This window comes from Pseudomonas sp. KBN12P06040, assembly GCF_037574965.1.
Taxonomy (GTDB): Bacteria; Pseudomonadota; Gammaproteobacteria; order Pseudomonadales; family Pseudomonadaceae; genus Pseudomonas; species Pseudomonas aeruginosa.
In genome coordinates, this window is sequence record NZ_JBBELS010000001.1 from 1,526,760 (window position 1) to 1,544,364 (window position 17,605).

At 63.9% G+C, this 17,605-nt stretch carries 25 protein-coding genes; 18 read left to right on the forward strand and 7 right to left on the reverse strand.

All coding sequences use genetic code 11. From position 1 onward, the window contains the following. From VQ067_RS07175 to VQ067_RS07205, 7 genes are all read right to left on the reverse strand, one after another. Window positions 1-240, reverse strand: a complete 240-nt coding sequence (locus VQ067_RS07175; RefSeq protein WP_015649068.1) for a hypothetical protein — start codon at window positions 238-240, stop codon at window positions 1-3. After that, window positions 237-863 (reverse strand): hypothetical protein, encoded by a 627-nt coding sequence (locus tag VQ067_RS07180; RefSeq protein WP_034011746.1) that lies wholly within the window; start codon window positions 861-863, stop codon window positions 237-239. Before VQ067_RS07180 ends, VQ067_RS07175 begins: the two co-directional genes overlap by 4 nt. A 50-nt stretch (window positions 864-913) precedes the next feature. Then, window positions 914-1,231: a pyocin activator PrtN family protein gene (locus VQ067_RS07185; RefSeq protein ID WP_031639816.1), complete on the reverse strand. Its 318-nt coding sequence runs from the start codon at window positions 1,229-1,231 to the stop codon at window positions 914-916. Continuing rightward, on the reverse strand, window positions 1,228-1,536 hold the full coding sequence (locus tag VQ067_RS07190) for a hypothetical protein (RefSeq protein WP_031673600.1): 309 nt from the start codon (window positions 1,534-1,536) through the stop codon (window positions 1,228-1,230). The genes VQ067_RS07185 and VQ067_RS07190 overlap by 4 nt, the downstream gene beginning before the upstream one ends. 153 nt (window positions 1,537-1,689) lie before the next feature. Further along, window positions 1,690-1,983: a phage antirepressor KilAC domain-containing protein gene (locus VQ067_RS07195; RefSeq protein WP_014603908.1), complete on the reverse strand. Its 294-nt coding sequence runs from the start codon at window positions 1,981-1,983 to the stop codon at window positions 1,690-1,692. Window positions 1,984-1,992: 9 nt separating this feature from the next. Beyond that, window positions 1,993-2,304, reverse strand: coding sequence for a hypothetical protein (locus tag VQ067_RS07200; protein ID WP_023087724.1), 312 nt, complete (start codon window positions 2,302-2,304; stop codon window positions 1,993-1,995). Window positions 2,305-2,586: 282 nt separating this feature from the next. Further along, the gene (locus VQ067_RS07205; protein ID WP_171894642.1) at window positions 2,587-3,393 is read right to left on the reverse strand and encodes a LexA family protein; all 807 of its coding nucleotides are present in this window, start codon (window positions 3,391-3,393) and stop codon (window positions 2,587-2,589) included. 13 nt (window positions 3,394-3,406) lie between these two features. Between VQ067_RS07205 and VQ067_RS07210 the strand changes: the two genes are divergently transcribed. From VQ067_RS07210 to VQ067_RS07295, 18 genes are all read left to right on the forward strand, one after another. Next, window positions 3,407-3,661: a transcriptional regulator gene (locus VQ067_RS07210; protein ID WP_019726484.1), complete on the forward strand. Its 255-nt coding sequence runs from the start codon at window positions 3,407-3,409 to the stop codon at window positions 3,659-3,661. A gap of 316 nt (window positions 3,662-3,977) precedes the next feature. After that, window positions 3,978-4,532 carry a phage regulatory CII family protein gene (locus VQ067_RS07215; protein WP_023087721.1) on the forward strand — a complete coding sequence of 185 codons (555 nt, stop codon included), beginning with the start codon at window positions 3,978-3,980 and terminating at the stop codon, window positions 4,530-4,532. Continuing rightward, window positions 4,525-4,734, forward strand: coding sequence for a TraR/DksA C4-type zinc finger protein (locus VQ067_RS07220; protein ID WP_003130865.1), 210 nt, complete (start codon window positions 4,525-4,527; stop codon window positions 4,732-4,734). Before VQ067_RS07215 ends, VQ067_RS07220 begins: the two co-directional genes overlap by 8 nt. Next, entirely contained in the window at window positions 4,698-6,944 is a 2,247-nt protein-coding gene (locus tag VQ067_RS07225) for a VapE domain-containing protein (RefSeq protein ID WP_052168559.1), read from the forward strand. The genes VQ067_RS07220 and VQ067_RS07225 overlap by 37 nt, the downstream gene beginning before the upstream one ends. Beyond that, window positions 6,941-7,312, forward strand: a complete 372-nt coding sequence (locus VQ067_RS07230) for a PA0613 family protein (RefSeq protein ID WP_019396873.1) — start codon at window positions 6,941-6,943, stop codon at window positions 7,310-7,312. Before VQ067_RS07225 ends, VQ067_RS07230 begins: the two co-directional genes overlap by 4 nt. A gap of 571 nt (window positions 7,313-7,883) precedes the next feature. Then, window positions 7,884-8,246, forward strand: coding sequence for a phage holin family protein (locus VQ067_RS07235; RefSeq protein WP_014603903.1), 363 nt, complete (start codon window positions 7,884-7,886; stop codon window positions 8,244-8,246). A 114-nt stretch (window positions 8,247-8,360) separates the two neighbouring features. After that, window positions 8,361-8,885 (forward strand): terminase small subunit, encoded by a 525-nt coding sequence (locus VQ067_RS07240; RefSeq protein ID WP_023127296.1) that lies wholly within the window; start codon window positions 8,361-8,363, stop codon window positions 8,883-8,885. Beyond that, window positions 8,866-10,815, forward strand: coding sequence for a phage terminase large subunit family protein (locus tag VQ067_RS07245; RefSeq protein ID WP_317951675.1), 1,950 nt, complete (start codon window positions 8,866-8,868; stop codon window positions 10,813-10,815). Before VQ067_RS07240 ends, VQ067_RS07245 begins: the two co-directional genes overlap by 20 nt. Before the next feature lie 12 nt (window positions 10,816-10,827). Next, complete coding sequence (locus VQ067_RS07250; protein ID WP_014603900.1) at window positions 10,828-11,043, forward strand: hypothetical protein; 216 nt, start codon at window positions 10,828-10,830, stop codon at window positions 11,041-11,043. A 2-nt stretch (window positions 11,044-11,045) separates the two neighbouring features. Beyond that, a complete protein-coding gene (locus VQ067_RS07255) occupies window positions 11,046-12,659 on the forward strand; it encodes a phage portal protein (RefSeq protein ID WP_031652606.1) in 1,614 nt (537 codons plus the stop codon). A gap of 2 nt (window positions 12,660-12,661) precedes the next feature. After that, window positions 12,662-13,882, forward strand: a complete 1,221-nt coding sequence (locus VQ067_RS07260; RefSeq protein WP_033964211.1) for a S49 family peptidase — start codon at window positions 12,662-12,664, stop codon at window positions 13,880-13,882. A gap of 13 nt (window positions 13,883-13,895) precedes the next feature. After that, window positions 13,896-14,246: a head decoration protein gene (locus tag VQ067_RS07265; protein WP_014603897.1), complete on the forward strand. Its 351-nt coding sequence runs from the start codon at window positions 13,896-13,898 to the stop codon at window positions 14,244-14,246. Between the two features lie 15 nt (window positions 14,247-14,261). Further along, a complete protein-coding gene (locus tag VQ067_RS07270; protein ID WP_340080810.1) occupies window positions 14,262-15,299 on the forward strand; it encodes a major capsid protein in 1,038 nt (345 codons plus the stop codon). Between the two features lies 1 nt (window position 15,300). Beyond that, window positions 15,301-15,486 carry a hypothetical protein gene (locus tag VQ067_RS07275; protein WP_014603895.1) on the forward strand — a complete coding sequence of 62 codons (186 nt, stop codon included), beginning with the start codon at window positions 15,301-15,303 and terminating at the stop codon, window positions 15,484-15,486. 2 nt (window positions 15,487-15,488) lie between these two features. Further along, entirely contained in the window at window positions 15,489-15,803 is a 315-nt protein-coding gene (locus VQ067_RS07280; protein WP_015649052.1) for a head-tail joining protein, read from the forward strand. Further along, the gene (locus VQ067_RS07285) at window positions 15,803-16,471 is read left to right on the forward strand and encodes a hypothetical protein (RefSeq protein WP_014603894.1); all 669 of its coding nucleotides are present in this window, start codon (window positions 15,803-15,805) and stop codon (window positions 16,469-16,471) included. Before VQ067_RS07280 ends, VQ067_RS07285 begins: the two co-directional genes overlap by 1 nt. Further along, the gene (locus tag VQ067_RS07290; protein ID WP_033964215.1) at window positions 16,464-17,000 is read left to right on the forward strand and encodes a hypothetical protein; all 537 of its coding nucleotides are present in this window, start codon (window positions 16,464-16,466) and stop codon (window positions 16,998-17,000) included. The genes VQ067_RS07285 and VQ067_RS07290 overlap by 8 nt, the downstream gene beginning before the upstream one ends. Continuing rightward, window positions 16,997-17,554: a phage baseplate assembly protein V gene (locus VQ067_RS07295; RefSeq protein ID WP_034011753.1), complete on the forward strand. Its 558-nt coding sequence runs from the start codon at window positions 16,997-16,999 to the stop codon at window positions 17,552-17,554. The genes VQ067_RS07290 and VQ067_RS07295 overlap by 4 nt, the downstream gene beginning before the upstream one ends. Window positions 17,555-17,605 lie beyond the last annotated feature (51 nt).

The following is a 17,605-nucleotide window of genomic DNA, read 5'->3' on the forward strand; positions in this document are numbered from 1 at the left end:
TCACATGCACATCGGTGCGGTGTCGCCGGAGTAGTCGAGGTCGACTGACTCCCAGCCGCTCGGACGAAGGTGGTCATCGATCTCGCGGATCTGGTCGCTGATATCGGCCATCGTGATTTCCCCGCGTCGAGCATCGTCCTCGTCCCACTGTGGCTGGGCGCGGCGCAGGCGGGTCAGGCTGTCGACGTGGTGGCTGCGGTGCTTCAGCAGGTCGTAGGTGGAGAGGCTGGAGTAGTTCATGCCGCCTCCTGCGCTTCAGCTTCTGCGCTCTGGCTGGCCAGTTCCGTGATGGCGAGCCGCTGGAGGATCGCGGCGAGCTGCTGTTGGGCTTCGGCGTCTGCGTTGCGCTTGGTGGTGCCGGTCTTTTGGAACTGTCGAGCGTGGCCGCTGAGGAGGCGACTGGCGGTGCGGATGGCGTCCAGTTCTTCGGCGGCCAAGTTCTGCTCGCGGAGGAGCTTCGCGGTCTCAGCCTGCCGATGATTGGTCGCGATGCTTGTCTCCAGCTCCGTCTCCAGGCGCTTCAGTTCCGCTTGTTGCTCTTCGTGGCGCTGCTGCCAATTCGCAAGTTTCTCGGTGGCCTCGGCTTCGATGCTTTGACGAAGCTCCTTCTGGTCGCTGATCTCTTCCTCCTGCTCATCTATGACCTGTTGCAGGCGCTGGGCATTGGTGCGCAGCTTGATCAGGTCGGTATGCAGCGCAGTCAGTTCCTGGCCGTGCGAGACGCGGCAGAGATAGAGTGCCTCGTCGACCGACTGCTGTTGCGCGTTCTTTCTGTCCTTGCGCCCGGCAAGGTAGGCGGTGGTGATCAGGATCAGCACCGCGGCAAGCGTGGTGGCTGCGAGAATGATGTGTTGGGTATGCATGGTGGTTTTCTCCATTGGTGGTGGATGGCCGGTGGTGGCGGCCGGTGTGGTTACTCGTTACTGCCGAGGCGGGCGTATGCCTCGTCGGCCTGCCAGGCTCGGGAGTCGATCCAGGCCGCCAGGTGGCGCACATCGACAAATGGCTGGGCGCGCTGACTCGGGTCGACGGTGGTGATGGGCAGGCGGATTCGGCGTTCCTTGATCGAGCGGCTGAACGTGTCTTCGTTGAGGTTGTGGAAGTACCGAATGCGCAGGTGCTCCAGCGGGATCAGCACGTCACCGAAGGTGCGGTAGAGGAGTTCCACCGTCTCCGGTCGCGGGGCCGGGGTTAAGCGAAGCTCGGGTTGGTTGTCGTGCGGAGTGCTCATGCAGCAACCTGTGCAGTGTCGCGGAGAGTCTTGGCGAATTTCGCGCCGGTGTATGGAGGTTGGCCGTAGATCAGTTCTGTACGGCGCTCATGCGTCGCGTTTTGTACGAGGCTGATCAGTGCGTCGAAAGCGGCGGCGGTGATCGCGTCGCTGTGATAGGCCAGATAGATTGCTCCGCGAGCGCGCCCTTGGGCATCGTCGATGGAATAGTCGCTTTCCGCTTCGCGTGCTATTCGAAGGGTCTGCCGCAGTAGGTATGCAAGCGCGGATTGCACTGCCTGCTTTGTGGTCGGGTTGCGTTTCATGCCTTGCCTCCTTTGGGATGGTTCCAGGCGATCTCTACGTGGGTTCGTACAAGTTCCCGTAAGTGTTCCGGCACCCGCTCCAGGGCCGCCCTGCGTTCCTCTTTGGTTCGAAGGGCGACGATCTGGCGGGCGTATTCGCGGGGCCGGGGCTCGTCAGCCAACCTCGCGGCGGTCCGGGGCCGCCGGCGGGCAGACGCGAGGGATGCCGAGCTTGTCGGCCAGCCATGCCACTCCGGCCGGGCGCACCTTCGTCGAGTGGCTGTACTGCATGCCGAGTTCGGGGTGATGCCAGGGCGTTTCCTTTGCGCGCAGGTAGAGGCGGTCGCGGACCGGAGCGGCTGGAAGAGTGTTGCTGTCGAGCAGGCCGGCCGCCTTCATCCGCTTGATCAGCTCGGGACGGGTCAGCCCGAGGCGCTGCGCTGCCTGGTGCAGTGACAAGTCTTTCATCGCGGCCTCCTACGCTGCTTGGTTGAAACGGCGGCGAGCCGGGGTGTCGTCCGCCGTGTCCAGGCGGCCATTTGCGATGGATTCGAGGTAGTCGGCCACGGTGTTGGCGTTGGAAGGGGCATCGATAGGGAGGCCCAGGCTATTCAGCGTGGAGCCCATTCGAACGACGACGCTGACCTGTTCAGCGCCGCGCTCAATGTCAAGAGTGGCGTGGACTGCCTGGCGGGTTTCGGCGTCGTAGAGGGCGTGGTTGAAGCGGCCGTTTAGGCTGAGTTGAGCCTTGAGCCGCACAAAGGACGGTTGACGGAGTGCGTAGGTCATGCTGCGTCACCTCCAAACGGGGAGGTGGCGGTTACCGAATGACGGCGGCCCGGGGTGCGGCTGGCTACAAGCTGGGCTTTGCCGTTGAAGATGACGACAAGGCAGCCAGTGTCGGCCTGGAGGCGTTGGATCTGCTGGGGGGAGGAGGTACAGGCCGGGTGGACGTGTACCGTGGCGGAACGTTGCATGGTGTTACCTCGTCTCTGTGGTGGAGAGTCGAGGTAAAGCTACAGTTTGTTTTGTTGGCTGGTCAACAGTTTTGTTTGTAGATTTTGTTTGTTGCTACAGCTTCTGTACGCGCCAAACCGCCTTGCCACATATCTGCCATTCTTCGTTGACGCGAATGTATCGGGGTTCCCAAGCGGGATTCAGTGCTTCCAAATACCACTCGCCATCTTCCATCTGAAGGCGTTTGAACGTGACGCGATTAGAGTTGGTCAGCTTCGCTGCGACAAGATCCCCCGGCTTTGCCTCGATTGATGGATCGATGACCACGCGGTCTCCGCTTTCGAAACTCAAGGGGCCGGTGGGATTCTTCATGCTTATCCCGTCGACAATCAAAACAAAGGCATCCGGGCCTACAGGCCCTGGAGCATCTACCCATTCCTCAGCATCACCCGGCTGGAATAAATCGACTGCCTCTACCCAGGCGCCTGCTGCAATGGAGCCTACCACTGGCAATTTCCTCCCTGTAGGGCCGGCTACTGTTGCCCGCTCTGCCGCTGTGATTGTAGGGGGCATGATGCTTGCGGCGGCGGGAAACGTGGGGTCCACCGATTGAGGGGGAATGCCTAGCACTCGGGCAATGACTGCCAGGTATTTAGAGTGCTTGGTTTTCCCTTGCTCAATTGCAGCATAGGACTGTTGCGTAAAGGCTTGGCCGCCTAGCAGCTCGCGGACCCCTTTCGCTACCTCGCTTTGGGAAAGCTTTAGCTCTTCGCGGCGCTTGCGAATCGTGGCGGCAATTGCAGCTTGGCGTTCAGTTGGTGTGTTCATGGGGTGAACGCTACAAAAGGATTTGTTGCCTCTCAAACAAAAGTGTCTGTTGAAATTCGACAGCTTTGTTTGTAGGCTGGGCGCCAGTTCCATCCGAGGAAGCCTTATGTCAGATCAAGAACCAATGAAAGTCGCGTTTCAGCTTGCGATTTCCCGGGCAGGGGGCCAATCCGAGCTTTCACGAAAGCTCGCCGCGTTCGGGGTCAATCTGTCCCAGCAAATGATTTCTCACTATTTGCGAGGTAGTGGGCACTGCCCGGCAGAAATGGTGCTGAAGGTCGAGGCTCTGACCGGCGTCAGTCGCCACCGGTTGCGGCCGGACGTGTTTGGCGAGCGCGACGATGGATTGGCTGTTGCCTAGTCAACGTAATAACCCTCGCCACCACCGAGGGAGGGGAGCCAGGCCGGCTGGAGCAGCACGCTAAGTACCACCACAGCCGGCCGAGCTTCCCAGGCCCGAGGCACGGATGCCTCGGGGTTGCCAGCCTCTCCACCACAGAGCTGCTGGCTGTAACGGTCGGGTGATCAGGGATGCCGATCACCCGGCCATCGTGGCAGTTGGCGTTTCCACCACAGAGCGGCCATCTGCCTTGTGACCACCATGCAATGTGACCACGGCGCCTACTCTAACCCGGTTGATGGCTCCGTGGCACTGGCAGCATCAAGGAATAATTGCCATGTCCCGACCCTCGTTCGCGGATCAGTTCGACCGCATGGGCCGCGAGGTGCTTCCCCTGGGCGAAGCGCTCAACCTCGTTGCCCGCAATCAGCGGATGTGCCACGGCGGCATTACCGGCTTCGCACACTCCACCGGCCGCAATGTCTCGACCACGGCCCACAAGTTCGACCCGAACCATCCCAGCCACATCCTCAACATCTACGACGTGCTTGATTTCCTGCGGTACGTGTCGGCCGAGGGGCGGGCGGTAGTGCTTGACGCGCTGCATGCCGAGCTGGGCGACAGCCTGTGGTTCTTCGTTTCGCCGCTTCAGTTCGAGGATGTGCCGGCCAGCCTGATTGCCGGCGCCGGCGAGATCCTGCACACGTCGGCCAACGCAGCGACCACCATCGCGCGCCATATCGAGGACGGCCGCATTGACGCGGCCGAGCTGGCCGAAACCCAAAAGCTGGCGATGAGCATCATCCGCGCAGCGGTCGGCCTCTACGAGCGTGCCCGCTACGTCCACCAGACCACCAAGGGCGCCGAGCGCGGGGAGGTGAGCAATGGCTGATATCGCGGATCACGCCAATGACCTGGTGCTCGAACGCATGGAGGCGGCACTGGCTGCCCGTGCGCTGGTCGCGGTTGGCGAATCGGCTCATGAGTGCGAGTGCTGCGGTGAGCCGATTCCGCCGCGCCGCCGCGAAGCTGTGCCGGGGTGCCAAACCTGCATCGAATGCCAGTCCTTCAACGAGCGGAGGGGGCGCCGGTGAGTAACGAAGCCTTGGACGAAGTGCTGAATCAGCTTCGAGACCATGGAATTGAACCCTTCACCAAGCGGAGCCCGAGCTGGGTGTTCGGGAAGCTGGTGCGCTGCAAGGTCGAGGGCGACCGGAACGGGGAGGCTACTGGCTGGTACGTCCTGCACGAATACACCACTGCCAGCGGCAAGACCCTCTATTTCGGGCGCTTCGGCAACTGGCGGCAAGACCTCAACGAGAAATTCAAGCTCAAGGGTGTTCGCCTGACTGCCGAGGAGCGCGAGCTGATGCACGCGCGGCAGGAGGAGGCCAAGCGCAAGGCGGCAGCGAAGGCCGCCAAGGCCGCCCAGCGTGCCGCCCAGGGCGCCGCGCGGCTGTGGGAGCGGTTATCGGAGAAAGGCAAGGCGCCGTATCTCGACCGCAAGCAAATCGTCGGGATCGGCGGTCGCTACGGTTACGGCGGGCGTTTCATGGTGCCCATGCGGACCCTCAAGGGGCTGGTGGGACTGCAAATCATCTACCCCGAAAAGCAGCCCGATACCGGCCGGGACAAGGCTTATTGGCCCTATGGCATGCAGAAGGAAGGAGCGTTCTGCCTGATCGGTCCTCGCCCCGAGCCCGGCGAGCCGGTGTTGATCGCTGAGGGGTACGCAACCGGCGTCAGCCTGCACATGGCGACGGGCTGTGCGGTGGCTATTGCGTTCGATGCCGGCAACCTGCTGCCGGTCGGCAAGGCGATGCAGACCGAGTACCCGTCTCGGCCGCTGATCTTCTGCGGCGATGACGACTGGAAGACCACCCGCCAGGACGGGTCGCCTTGGAACCCGGGCGCTCAGGCTGCGGAGAACGCCGCCACGATCCTCGGCGGCCAGTTCGTACTCCCTCGCTTCGGCAGCGAGAGGGAGGAGGGCTGGACTGACTTCAACGACCTGCACTGTGCCGAGGGGCTGGAGGTGGTCCGGGCCCAGGTCATGGCGGTGGTCCGACCACCCGCTGAGGGGGGCTGGCGTGACTGCCTTCTGCGGATCAAGGGCGGCGGCCTGGCAGCGCACATGGTGAACATCAGTCTGATCCTACAGAACGATGAGCGCTGGCACGGAGTGCTCGGCTACGACGAGTTCAGTGCCAAGACGATGAAGCTGCGGACGCCGCCCTATGGTGGTGGTACGGGGGAGTGGACAGATCTGGACGACATGCTGGCGTGCGAGTGGCTGGCCCAGCAGTACGGTTTGCTGACGAAGGTGCCGCCGGTGCTGGAAGCGGTGTCGGTGGTGGCCAGCAAGAACAGCTTTCACCCGGTGCGGGCGTACCTTGAGGGCCTGGAGTGGGACGGTACGCCGCGGATCGAGCATTGGCTGAACAGGGCCCTGGGCGTGGAGGAGACCCCGTACTCGATGAAGGCCGGCAAGCGCTGGCTGATCGGCGCTGTTGCGCGTGTTATGCGCCCGGGCTGCAAGATGGATACGGTGCTGATCCTCGAAGGGTTGCAGGGCGAAGGCAAGTCGACCGCCATGTCGGTGCTGGGCGGCGAGTGGTTCATGGATACCCCGTTCGTGCTAGGTGACAAAGAGACGTTCCAGATGTTGCGCGGCAAGTGGATCAGCGAGCTGGGCGAGCTGGATGCGTTCAACAAGGCCGACAGCACCAAGGCAAAGCAGTTCTTTTCGGCCTCGGTCGATACCTTCCGCGAGAGCTACGGTCGCAGAACCCGCGATGTGCCACGACAGTGTGTTTTCGTGGGTACGACCAACCAAGACGAGTACCTGAAAGACACCACCGGCAACCGTCGATACTGGCCGGTCCTCTGCACGAAGGTGGATCTGGACCTGTTGCGCGAGATCCGGGACCAGCTATGGGCCGAAGCGCTGTTCTGCTACCGCGCCGGGGATCAGTGGTGGGTCTCGCGTGAAGAGCGCGCGCTGTTCGAGGAGGAGCAGGACAAGCGCTACACCGTCGACGCATGGGAGCACAAGTTGATCGGTTGGCTGGAGGGATACGTCGGCGAGACCGTCACCAGTGCTGACCTGCTGGGGGGAGCGCTCAACCTCGATTTCGGGCATTGGGGCAAGCCGGAGCAGATGCGAGTAGGCCATATCATGCATCGTCTGGGCTGGCGGCGCAGACGCCTGCCCGCATCCGGTAAATCGCCGGTGCGACCGTGGGGCTACGAGCGGCCGCCGTCGTGGAAGGGACAGCCGACGCAGAAGGAGGCCGCATTTTGATCAAGCCAATTGACGAGATGCTACGGACCTGGGCCGCCGAGCTGCACCCGCCGAATGGCGTCGGCTCTGCCGGCAACGCTAGCGGCGGGAGCAATGTGATTGCTATGCTGATGGCGACCAGGGGAAACCTGACTCGCTCCACAGCGGGGGCTCGCTGTCCCCTGGATCGCACGGCGGACATTGAGCTGATCGTGAACAAGCATCTTCCGCCGCCCATCGAGCGGGTGGTGCGGTTGCATTACACGGACTACGACATGTCGGACCCGATGAAATGGGAAGCGTGCGGGTGCGGTAGAACCCAGTATTACCAGCGCCTGCACCTGGCCCATGCGGCCATTGCTGAAATCCTGCTGCGGCGGGCGGCCTGACTTGGCCGGGCGCTGTCCCACCGTCCTACTCTGTCCCGCTTCGTTTTTCGAGGCGGGACAGCGCAAAGCCCCGTCGCTGCTGGGGTTGTCCCACTGTCCCACCTTTCACATACCCGCCCGCACATAGGCGCGTATCGCGCGCATGCGCGTAGCGTGCGCTCTTATTATTCTTCTCTTATATGCGTAGAAAGTAGTAGGACAAGTGGGACAGTAGGACAACGCCATATAAAACAATGGGTTATCTGTCCCACCTGCTGACCCACCTACTGACCAGTAGGACAGCGCCGGAGGCGCTTGATAACCGTAGATGGATATACGCCGGACGAGTCCGGGACGAGTTTGGGGCGACTCCGGGATAAGCTCGGGATGGCAATAAAACTGGGTTGCTGCCACCGAACTGAAGGGGTAAAAAGTAGGCACTCTCGTAGAGGTGCGCCACTGAGGCACACGCTCCACATCATCCGAACCCGGCCATCGCGCCGGGTTTTTTATTGGCTCGATTTCGGCGCCTCTGGCCTGCCAGGCGGGGCGTCGGGACCGGGGGCGGGCCACCACTCAGACCGAGGTGAACATGGCGACAGAGAACGACGTTCAGCAGACGCTGAGCGATATCCCGACCTGGCTGTTCGTGCTGGTGTCGATGGCCGGCCTGTCCGGGGAGCTGTGGCGCGCCGAGGCGGCAGGGCTGACGGTCAGCGATCTGCTCAAACGTGTCCTGCTACGCTCGGGGGCGTCGGTGGTGTTCGGCCTGGCCTCGGTGTTGCTCGCCACGGCGAGCGGTGCGGGGCTGCCGGTTGCCGCCGCGCTCGGTAGCGTGGTCGCGTGCCTCGGCGCCGATGTGACCTCGGGGTTCTACACGCGCTGGCTTGCCCGGCGCGCCGGGATGCCGCCGGCCGGCGATGAGCAGCGGGGCGGGCCGGCCAGCCCCCCCTGAAATCCCGATTTTTTGGGTCCTTCCCCGGTCCCCGGCCCTATACGGGTACGCGGACTCGCGTTTTCCCTCTAGCTGTGATTTCTACAGGAATGTCCGTCTTTTCAAGGGGTTAGCATGGGTCGCAGAGTGACGAAAGCCGACCTGGCCGAGATCGTCGGGCGCGACGAACGCACCTTGAGCCGGTGGCAGCGTGAGGGAATGCCGGTGGTGTCGGTCGGGCTCGGTCGCGGGAACGAGAACGAGTACGACACCGAAGACGTGATCGGCTGGCTGGTGCAGGTCGCCTCCCTCAACGGCAAGAAAGAATCGGTACGAGACCGATTGGACAGGCTGCGCGCCGACCGCGAGGAGATCGCCCTGGCCCGCGATGTGGGCGAGGTGGCGTTGGTGGCCGATATGGCGACCGCATACGAAGCGATGATCACTGCGGCCAAGGTCGAGTTGCTCAACACCTACCCCGACGCGCTGGCAGCGTCGTTATCGGCCCGCTATGGCATTGAGATCGACGAAAGCCTGATTCGCGAACCGATGGAAGAGACCCTAAGGAAACTGGCCGAGTATGAACCGGATGACGCCCCGTCAGACGGGGATACTGACTACGCGCTCCCTGAAGAGGGCTTTGAAGAAGACGGCGATTAACGCCGTTCGCCGTATGGCCCGCAAGTGGTCTCCTCCGCCGCGGATGAGCATTGCCGAGTGGGCGCGGAAGTACCGTTGGCTGTCTCCCGAGGAGGCGGCGAAGCCTGGTCCGTATCGGTTCGAGGTGACCCCCCATCTGGTGTGGCCGGGTGGTCCTCTGGAGGCCCTGGACGATCCGAATGTGACCGAGGTAGTCGGGCGCAAGTCCGCCCAGGTCGCATGGACCTCCGGCGTGCTGGGTAACGCCCTCGGCAAATGGATCGATCTTGACCCCTCGCCGATCCTGATCCTGTTTCCGAAGGCCGAAGCTGCGAAGCAGTATGTGGCCGAGAAACTGGAGCCGATGGTGGAGGCCACGCCTCGGCTGCGCAAGAAGATCGATCTTCGCAGCCGCAAGCTCCAACAGCGGCAAGATTTCAAGCGCTTCCCCGGTGGCTTCCTGAAGCTGGTCGGCTCCAACAGCCCCTCCAGCGTGAAGTCAACGCCGGTACCCCGTGTCGGCGTCGAGGAGCCCGACGACTGCAACCTGAACCTAAGGGGGCAGGGCGACAGCATCAAGCTGGCCAAGGAGCGGCTGAAGACCTACCGACGATCCAAGGTGATCATCGGCGGCACGCCGACGCTCAAGGGGCTGTCGGCCATCGATGCCGAGTACGAGCTGTCGGATAAGCGCATTGCCATGGTTCCTTGCCACGACTGCGGCCAGGAGCACGAACTGAGCTTCGATCACCTGCACTGCCCGGAGGATCCGACGCAGTATCACGAAGTGTACGGGCACAAGCGCCCCGAGCTGGCCTACTACGCCTGTCCGCACTGCGGGTCGGTGTGGGACGACGCGCAGAAGAACGCGAACCTACAGCATGGCCGCTGGGTGGCGACTGCTGAGTTCCGCGGTATAGCCGGCTACGACATGAACGAGCTGATCGCGACGTTCTACGGCTCACGCTTCGCGGTGCTGATGGAGAAGTGGCTACAGGCCGAGTATGCCGCCGCCCAGGGCAACATCGGCCCCATGATCGCGTTCGTGAACAGCTCGAAGGGTGAAAGCTACGAGTTCAAGAGCAATGCGCCTGGGATCGAGGAGCTGGTGAAGCGCGCCGAGGCTTACGGCGAATGGACGGCACCGGCTGGCGTGCTGCTGGCTACCGCAGGGGTGGACGTACAAGGCGACCGCCTGGCGGTGATTGTCGTCGGTTGGGGGCGTGGGGAGGAGTCCTGGCGTCTGTTCTGGAACGAGCTGCGCGGCAATCCGGCCGACCCCAGCGATGGGGTCTGGTCTGAACTGGATGCGCTGCTGGCAAAGCCGATCCCGATGGAGGGCGGCGGCGAGCTGGCTATATCGGCGGTGAGCATCGACAGCTCTGACGGGAACACCAACCACGCCGTCTACGCGTACGTCCGGGACCGCCAGCGCTTCAACATCATGGCGATCAAGGGGGCCTCCCGAGATAGCTTGGAGAAAGAGATTTTCTCCCGGCCGTCTGCCTCTGTGGATACCGCGCGCGACAACACCAAGGCGGCGAAGTACGGCCTGCGGGTGTACATCGTCGGCACGCACAAGGCCAAGACCCTGCTCGACTCCCGTGTGCGCCTGGTGGGTGCTGGGGCGGGGCGGATGCACTGGTACACCGATATCCGCCAAGACTACTTCGAGCAGTTCACCAACGAGGTGTTGGCGCCGCACCCGCGGATTCCCACAAAGATGATTTGGCAGAAGAAGGCGGGTCGGCGTAACGAGGCGCTGGATTGCGAGGTGTATGCCCTGCATGCCGCGCGCAGCCTGAAAACCCACCTTCTGCGGGATGACGAATGGGATGCCCTGGAGCGCCAGGTGCGGCAACCCACATTGTTCAGTGGCGACCAGCCCGTGGCACCAATGCCCAAGCGGGCGGTGCCGCGCGGTCGCGGTACACGCAGCCGGGTCGGCTGACTGAGGGAAATCATGACCACAGCGAAACAGCGCCTGGAGGAAGTCCGGGCGGCGATATCTGACGTCCTGTCAAAGGGGCAGCGCCTGAAGCGTGGCGAGCGCGAGGTCTACAAAGCCGAGCTGGCGTCTCTGCGGATGCTCGAACAACAGTACGCCGCAGCCGCCGCTCAGGAAGAGGCCGCCCAGCACGGGCGGGGTCGTAACCGCGTTTACTACCTGAAGATTTGACCATGGGCTTTTTCCGACGCTCACCCGAGCAACAACTGATGCGCGAAGCCCTCCGTCTGGCCAAGGCGGCGGCCCGTCCCTCGGCGCCGATGGCGCAGGGGGGTGGCGGTGGCACGGAAACGCGCTGGCGGGGAGCTTCACGCATGCTCCGCAGTATGGCCAGTTGGATTCCTGGCCTGGGCAGTCCTCGTCGAGACCTGAACCGCGGCGAGCGCAATATGCTGATCGCCCGTTCTCGGGATGCCCTGCGCAACCACCTGATTGCGCGGGCTGTCGTGATGCGCCTGCGCACGAACGTGGTCGGCACGGGGCTGGTCTGTCGGGCGCAGGTCGACCACCAGGCGCTCGGGATCTCCGGTGAAGAAGCGGAGCGGCTGAACGCTCAACTGGACTGGATCTGGAACCACTACGCCGACAGCCCGGCCGAGTGCGATGCCGAGGCGACGTTGAACCACTACCAGCTCCAGGCGCTGACCCTGGTGTCGTCGCTGGTCGGCGGCGATGTGCTGGTGGCAACACCCTTCGAGGAGCGGCCCGGCTGCATCTTCGGCACGCGCCTGCAACTGATCGAGGCCGAGCGCGTTTGCAATCCCGGGCACGGCCTGGATAGCGCAGGGCTGGTCGATGGCATCGAGTCCAACGGACTCGGCGCACCGGTTGCCTATCACGTCTGCTCGGGCTATCCGAACGACCTGCCGACTGCCGGGCCGCTAACCTGGCAGCGTCTACCGGCATTCGGTGCGCAGACCGGACGGCGCCGGGTGTTGCACGTCATGTCGGACAAGGAGCGGCCCGGCCAGAAGCGCGGCGCGCCGTACTTGGCGCCGGTGCTGGAGCCGTTGCAGAAGCTGGAGCGCTACAGCAGCGCCGAGCTTATGGCGGCGGTGATCTCGGCAATGTTCACCGTGTTCATCAAGAAGGGCTCCGACTACAACAACGCCGGCGGCCTGCCGATGACGGGCCTGGTGAACGGTGGTGGTAGTGCCTCCACCGACGACGAAGCACCGGCCCTGGAGCTGGGCGAGGGGGCGGTGGTTGACCTGGGCGAGGGCGAAGAGCCTGTTGTCGCCAACCCCGCCCGGCCGAATGCGCAGTTCGATCCGTTCTTCATGGCGGTCGTCAAGGAGATAGGCGCCGCCCTGGAGATCCCCGCGGACGAGGTGCTGTTGCATTACAGCACCAGTTACAGCGCTGCGCGGGCCGCCATGCTGCAAGCCTGGCGATTCTACAGTCTGCGCCGCTGGTGGCTGACCTGCGATTTCTGCCAACCGAGCCGGGAGCTGGTGATTGACGAAGCGGTGGCGCGCGGCCTGATCGACCTGCCCGGCTATCACGATCCGATCAAGCGGCGTGCGTACTGCCAGGCGCTATGGATCGGGCCGGCGCGTGGCGCCATCGACGAGCTGAAGGAGGCTAACGCCGCCGGTAAGCGCATCGAGTACGGCCTGTCGAACGAGACCCTGGAGACTGCGGCGATGACTGGCGAGCCCTGGCAGCAGGTGTTCAACCAGCGCTTGCGGGAGATCGAGCAGCGCCGCGCCAACAACCTGTACACGCTGCCGAAGGGCCGCGAAACCGAGGCGCCGCCGGCGCCCGGTCCCGACGACGAGGAATAACCATGCGCGCATTCGAGCTGGCTGCATCGCAGCCCTGGCTAATGCTGCCCGAGCATCTGGAGAACCTGCTGGCCATCGCTGAGCGAATGGGTGACCCCCAAGCGCTGGTGACCCGCGAAGGCGAGCGCCTGAACAAGGCCCGCACGGTGACTGTTCGCAACGGCGTGGCCATCGTGCCTGTGACCGGCCCAATCTTCCGTTACGCGAACCTGTTTACCGAGATCAGCGGAGCCACCAGCACCCAGGTGCTGGCCACGGACATTCAGCGGGCGCTCGACGACCCGGCAGTCCGCAGCATCGTACTGAACATCGATAGCCCGGGCGGTGTGGCATCCGGCATCAACGAGCTGGCCGAGCTGGTGTACGAGGGGCGCAAGCGCAAGCGGATCGTTACCTATGCCGGTGGCTACCTGGCAAGCGCTGCGTACTGGATCGGAAGTGCTGCCGAGGAAATCGTTGTCGACGAGACGGCGATGGCCGGGAGCATCGGCGTCATCGTTGAAGCGGTGGTTCAGCCCGATGGACCGGACAAGCCGAAGCGCTACCAGGTGGTCAGTCGCAACGCCCCGAACAAGCGGCCTGACGTCACCACCGAAGAAGGGCGCAAGAAGATCGGCGAGACCGTCGATGCCCTGGCTGAAGTCTTCGAGAACAAGGTGGCCCGCAATCTCGGCGTGGCTGCTGAACGTATCCCGGAAATGGGTGACTACGGCGGCCTTCTGGTCGGCGCCGCGGCGGTGAAAGCCGGCCTCGCGCACCGACTTGGCAGCCTGGAAGCCCTGATCACTGAACTGGCCAAACCGGCCGCAACCCAACCGAGGAAAGCAAGTATGAAAGTCGTGAAGACCACGGCGGAGCTGCGCGAGGCGCTGGCCAGCGGCATCGACCCGAACACCATCGAAGTGGCCAGTGCCGGCGCCGAGGAGATCCAGGCGGCCCGTACCGACGCGGCTGTCGCTGAGCGCAAGCGTATTCAGGGCATCAGCGCACTGGCCAGCAAGGGCTTCGAGAAGGAGGTGGCTGCTGCCATCGAAGCCGGTACCAGTGTCGAAGCGACCGCCCTGCAACTGCTCCAGGCGGCCTCTGATCGCGGCATTACCCTCGCCGGAATCGTTGCCGACTCCACCGGGGCCTCGGCCTCCACGCCGGCTGGCGACGACGCGGCCAGCAAGGAGCGTGGCGCTGCGGTATCCGCCATCGTGAACGGTGCCAAGCGCCGCTAAAAGGAGATCCGCCATGTACGAAGTTCAACGCAATACCTACGTCCCGGACCAATTGGCGGCCGGTGATTTCCCCATTGCCACCGGCTCCGGTGTGATCGCTGCCGGCCAGGTACTCAAGCGCGGCGCGGTGCTGGGCCGGGTCACTGCTTCGAAGGAGTACAAGCTGTCGGTGGCTGCCGCCGACGATGGCTCCCAGGCGCCGAGCGCGGTTCTGCTGGAGGCCGTCGATACCTCGGCAGGTGCCAAGGTCGCGCCGCTGCAACTGACCGGCGATGTGCGTTTCGGCGCGCTCACCGTAGGCGAGGGCCACGGGCGTGACAGCCTGGTCGATGCTCTGCGCCCGTTCTGCCTCTTCGTTCGCTGATAGGAGTTCAACCAGATGACCGATATTTTCGACTGCCGCACGATGCTCGATGCGGTGGAGCAGATGGTGCGGCCGCGTACCTTCCTGCGTGACCTGTTCTTCAATGGCGCCAACCCGGTGACCTTCGGTACCACTGCGGTGGATATCGATATCGTGAAGGGCACCCGCAAGATGGCTCCGTTCGTGCATCCCCGCCTACCGGGGAGCCTGTCGCTGCGCTCCGGCTACCGGAGCACCACCTACAAGCCGCCGTACATCCAGCCCAAGCGTGAGACCACCGCGGAGCTGATCCTGAAACGTTCGCCTGGCGAAAACCCGTTCGCTACCAAGTCCGCGCTCCAGCGGGCCGGCGAGCAATTGGGCAAGGATCTGGCGGATCTCGACGACGAGATTACCCGTCGTGAAGAGTGGATGTGTGCTCAGGTGCTCAGCGGCGGCCGTCTCAACGTGAAGGGCGAGGGCGTAGATGATGTTATCGACTTCCAGATGGAAGATACCCACAAGGTGACGCTTGCCACCGGCAAGTGGGGGACCAGTGTCGCCGACCCGATTGGCAATCTGCGGACTTGGAAGCGCCGCATTGCCAAGGATTCCGGGCGCACAGCGAACGTGTCGGTGTTCAGCGGCGAGGCCCTGGACGCGTTCCAGAACGACGAAAGCGTCATGAAAAAGCTGAACACCCGTCGCGTCGACCTGGGCATGATCAACCCCGAGGAACTGCCTGATGGCGTTACGTACCTCGGCTATCTCAACGATCCGGGGTTGGATCTCTACGGCTACGATGAGTGGTTCGTGCCCGACGATGGCGACGAGGAGGAGCAGCCGATGATCTCGGCGGGTGGCATCATCCTGGGCTCGACCAACACCCGTAACGCGATGTTGTACGGGGCGATTCAGGATCTCGACGCCATCGAGAGTGGCCTGGTCGAGGCGTCGCGCTTCCCGAAGAGCTGGACGACCAAGGAGCCGAGCGTTCGCTGGGTGAAGCTCCAGGCTGCTGCGCTGTCCGGCCTGCTGGAGCCGGATGCCTTCCTGTTCGCGAAGGTGGTGTGACATGGCCGCCGCAAAGTCGAAGTACATCGTCATTAGCGGTTGCGTGCAGGACGGGCGCGATATCTATCGGAAGGGCGATCCCTACGAACCGGCCAGCGCGGAGCTGCGGGAGGAGTTGCTGGCTGCGGGCGTTATCGGCCTGGCCAAGGACCACGCCCAAGCGCAGAGCGGCGAGGACGGCGAATAGCCATGCGCTTTCATGAGCGATTCGCTGATCTCGATGCGCTGCTGTTCGATGAGCTGGGCGACCCTGCCCATTTCGAAGGGCGGGCAGAGCCTGTGCTGGGGGAGTTTACCGCCCCATGGCAAGCTCCGCGCATGGGTACCGCGCCGCTTCCATTGCGTGAGCCGCGGTTCACCGTTCTGGCCAGCGATGCGGCGAGCGTGGAGGTCGGGCAGGGAATCGTCGTGGATCTCCCTCCGCCAGACGGCGGCGCCTATATCGTCGTGCGGCGGGAGCCTGATGGCACCGGCCTGGTCGCGCTGCTGCTGAGGAGGGACTGATGGCTATCGGTACCACCCATCGGGTGACCGCGCGAGGCGGTACGCTGAACGTCCAGCCGAAGGCCGCCGATATGGCGGCCTTCTCGACTCTGGCGGCGGCGTACCCGAAGGCGGCGATGAACGCGCAGCGCCGGGCGATCAACAAGACGCTCGGTTGGCTGCGGACGCATATCGCCAGGGCGGTCGGCCAGAAGGAGCGCATAGCGGTTCGGGCGGTGCGGCAGCGGCTGATCGCGTATCCGGTGCGTGGCTCGGGTACCCAGGGCAAGCTCTGGTTTGGCATCAACCCCATCGAGGCCAGCCGAATCGGTCGGCCTCGTCAGGGAAAGGCGGGGGTGACGGTGGCCGGGCGAACCTATCGCGGGGCCTTCTATGCCCGTGTGTACGGGGGCGAGCCAGATATCTGGATTCGAACGGCCAGCCCGCACTTCGACCCGAGCGATTACCCGGCCAGCGACGTTCGATCGATGGCCTACGGTCGCCGCGGTTCGATGGACGCGGACATGTACGGCCGCTTTCCCTTGGCCAAGGCAAAGGTGCTGCTGGACGACGTGCGTCCGCTGTTCGATGCCTGGGCCAAGCGGGCCGACCAGAAACTGCTTGAGTTCGCCCAGCGCGAACTTGCCTACGAACTGCACAAGCTGACCAAGGGAGGCGCGCGTGGCTGACTTCGTGCTGCTCGACTTCTACCGAGCGATTGAGGCAGAGCTGAACGCATCGCTCGCCGGTATGCGCTCTATCGCGTTCGATACGCAGATCGAGGACCGGATGCCAGCGCCGTGCATCCTGCTGGAGGTGTCGGAGTTCGAGCCGAGCCAGGACCCCGACCAGGGCACTGGCGAGGTGGGACTGACCTTGCATGTGCAAGCCCGGATCGTCGTAGGGCGGGAGCGCGCGGAGAACCGCACCAAGGCCGTTCAACTGGCAACCCAGCTTGCCCATCTGCTGCGGGGCCAGACATGGAATCTGGACGATGTTTCGCAAGCCGAGTTCGTGCAGGCCGGCGAGGACTACACGAAGCCTGAGCTGGACGCCTTCTGTGTCTGGCTCGTGGAGTGGACGCAAACGGTCTATGTAGGGGCCGAGGAGTGGCCCTGGAAGGACGAGTCTGGCGAGGAACTGCTGTTCGGCATCGATCCCGACACCGGCCCCGGTCATGAGGGGGACTACTTCGCGCCCGAGGATATCCCGCTATGAGCTACGCGACAGCGGAACATGACCGCATGATTGCCGCGATGATCAAGCCGTGCGTGGTTGCTGCGGTGGATCTCGCGGCCGCTCGGGTGCGCGTGCAGGCAGGGGCTTGGATCAGTGGCTGGGTGCGCTGGCATAGCCTGGCCGCCGGCACGGCGCGGCACTGGCGAGCGCCGAGCCTCGGCGAGCAGGGTGCGCTGATCAGCCCTAGCGGCGTAGCCGACATGGGAACGTTCATTCCCGGCGTGTACGGCGTTGCCGGCGACCAGCCCGACAACCGTGCGAACGTGGAGGTCTGGCGGTTTCCCGATGGCGGCTCCCTGGTCTACGACTGGCAGGCGAAGAGCTACGCGGTGACCCTCCCGGCAGGTACCTGCACGACGACCGTTGGCGGCGCCTCGGTCACCGTCACCCCGGATCAGGTAGCCGTCCAGGCCGGCGAGATCCTGCTGGCTGGCAAGGTCACGGTGGCCGGTACGCTGCACGTCACCGGCAATATCACCAGCGGCGGCTCGATCATGGACACCACCGGCAACAGCAACCATCACACACACTGAACATAACTCAACGCTGAGCCCGCCCTTGTGCGGGCTTTGTCGTTTCAGGAG

Coding starts and splice junctions, on each gene's coding strand:
- VQ067_RS07175 (WP_015649068.1), bottom strand. CDS start 240: ATGAACTACTCCAGCCTCTCCACCTACGACCTGCTGAAGCACCGCAGC.
- VQ067_RS07180 (WP_034011746.1), bottom strand. CDS start 863: ATGCATACCCAACACATCATTCTCGCAGCCACCACGCTTGCCGCGGTG.
- VQ067_RS07185 (WP_031639816.1), bottom strand. CDS start 1,231: ATGAGCACTCCGCACGACAACCAACCCGAGCTTCGCTTAACCCCGGCC.
- VQ067_RS07190 (WP_031673600.1), bottom strand. CDS start 1,536: ATGAAACGCAACCCGACCACAAAGCAGGCAGTGCAATCCGCGCTTGCA.
- VQ067_RS07195 (WP_014603908.1), bottom strand. CDS start 1,983: ATGAAAGACTTGTCACTGCACCAGGCAGCGCAGCGCCTCGGGCTGACC.
- VQ067_RS07200 (WP_023087724.1), bottom strand. CDS start 2,304: ATGACCTACGCACTCCGTCAACCGTCCTTTGTGCGGCTCAAGGCTCAA.
- VQ067_RS07205 (WP_171894642.1), bottom strand. CDS start 3,393: ATGGAACTGGCGCCCAGCCTACAAACAAAGCTGTCGAATTTCAACAGA.
- VQ067_RS07210 (WP_019726484.1), top strand. CDS start 3,407: ATGTCAGATCAAGAACCAATGAAAGTCGCGTTTCAGCTTGCGATTTCC.
- VQ067_RS07215 (WP_023087721.1), top strand. CDS start 3,978: ATGTCCCGACCCTCGTTCGCGGATCAGTTCGACCGCATGGGCCGCGAG.
- VQ067_RS07220 (WP_003130865.1), top strand. CDS start 4,525: ATGGCTGATATCGCGGATCACGCCAATGACCTGGTGCTCGAACGCATG.
- VQ067_RS07225 (WP_052168559.1), top strand. CDS start 4,698: ATGCCAGTCCTTCAACGAGCGGAGGGGGCGCCGGTGAGTAACGAAGCC.
- VQ067_RS07235 (WP_014603903.1), top strand. CDS start 7,884: ATGGCGACAGAGAACGACGTTCAGCAGACGCTGAGCGATATCCCGACC.
- VQ067_RS07240 (WP_023127296.1), top strand. CDS start 8,361: ATGGGTCGCAGAGTGACGAAAGCCGACCTGGCCGAGATCGTCGGGCGC.
- VQ067_RS07250 (WP_014603900.1), top strand. CDS start 10,828: ATGACCACAGCGAAACAGCGCCTGGAGGAAGTCCGGGCGGCGATATCT.
- VQ067_RS07255 (WP_031652606.1), top strand. CDS start 11,046: ATGGGCTTTTTCCGACGCTCACCCGAGCAACAACTGATGCGCGAAGCC.
- VQ067_RS07260 (WP_033964211.1), top strand. CDS start 12,662: ATGCGCGCATTCGAGCTGGCTGCATCGCAGCCCTGGCTAATGCTGCCC.
- VQ067_RS07265 (WP_014603897.1), top strand. CDS start 13,896: ATGTACGAAGTTCAACGCAATACCTACGTCCCGGACCAATTGGCGGCC.
- VQ067_RS07270 (WP_340080810.1), top strand. CDS start 14,262: ATGACCGATATTTTCGACTGCCGCACGATGCTCGATGCGGTGGAGCAG.
- VQ067_RS07275 (WP_014603895.1), top strand. CDS start 15,301: ATGGCCGCCGCAAAGTCGAAGTACATCGTCATTAGCGGTTGCGTGCAG.
- VQ067_RS07280 (WP_015649052.1), top strand. CDS start 15,489: ATGCGCTTTCATGAGCGATTCGCTGATCTCGATGCGCTGCTGTTCGAT.
- VQ067_RS07285 (WP_014603894.1), top strand. CDS start 15,803: ATGGCTATCGGTACCACCCATCGGGTGACCGCGCGAGGCGGTACGCTG.
- VQ067_RS07295 (WP_034011753.1), top strand. CDS start 16,997: ATGAGCTACGCGACAGCGGAACATGACCGCATGATTGCCGCGATGATC.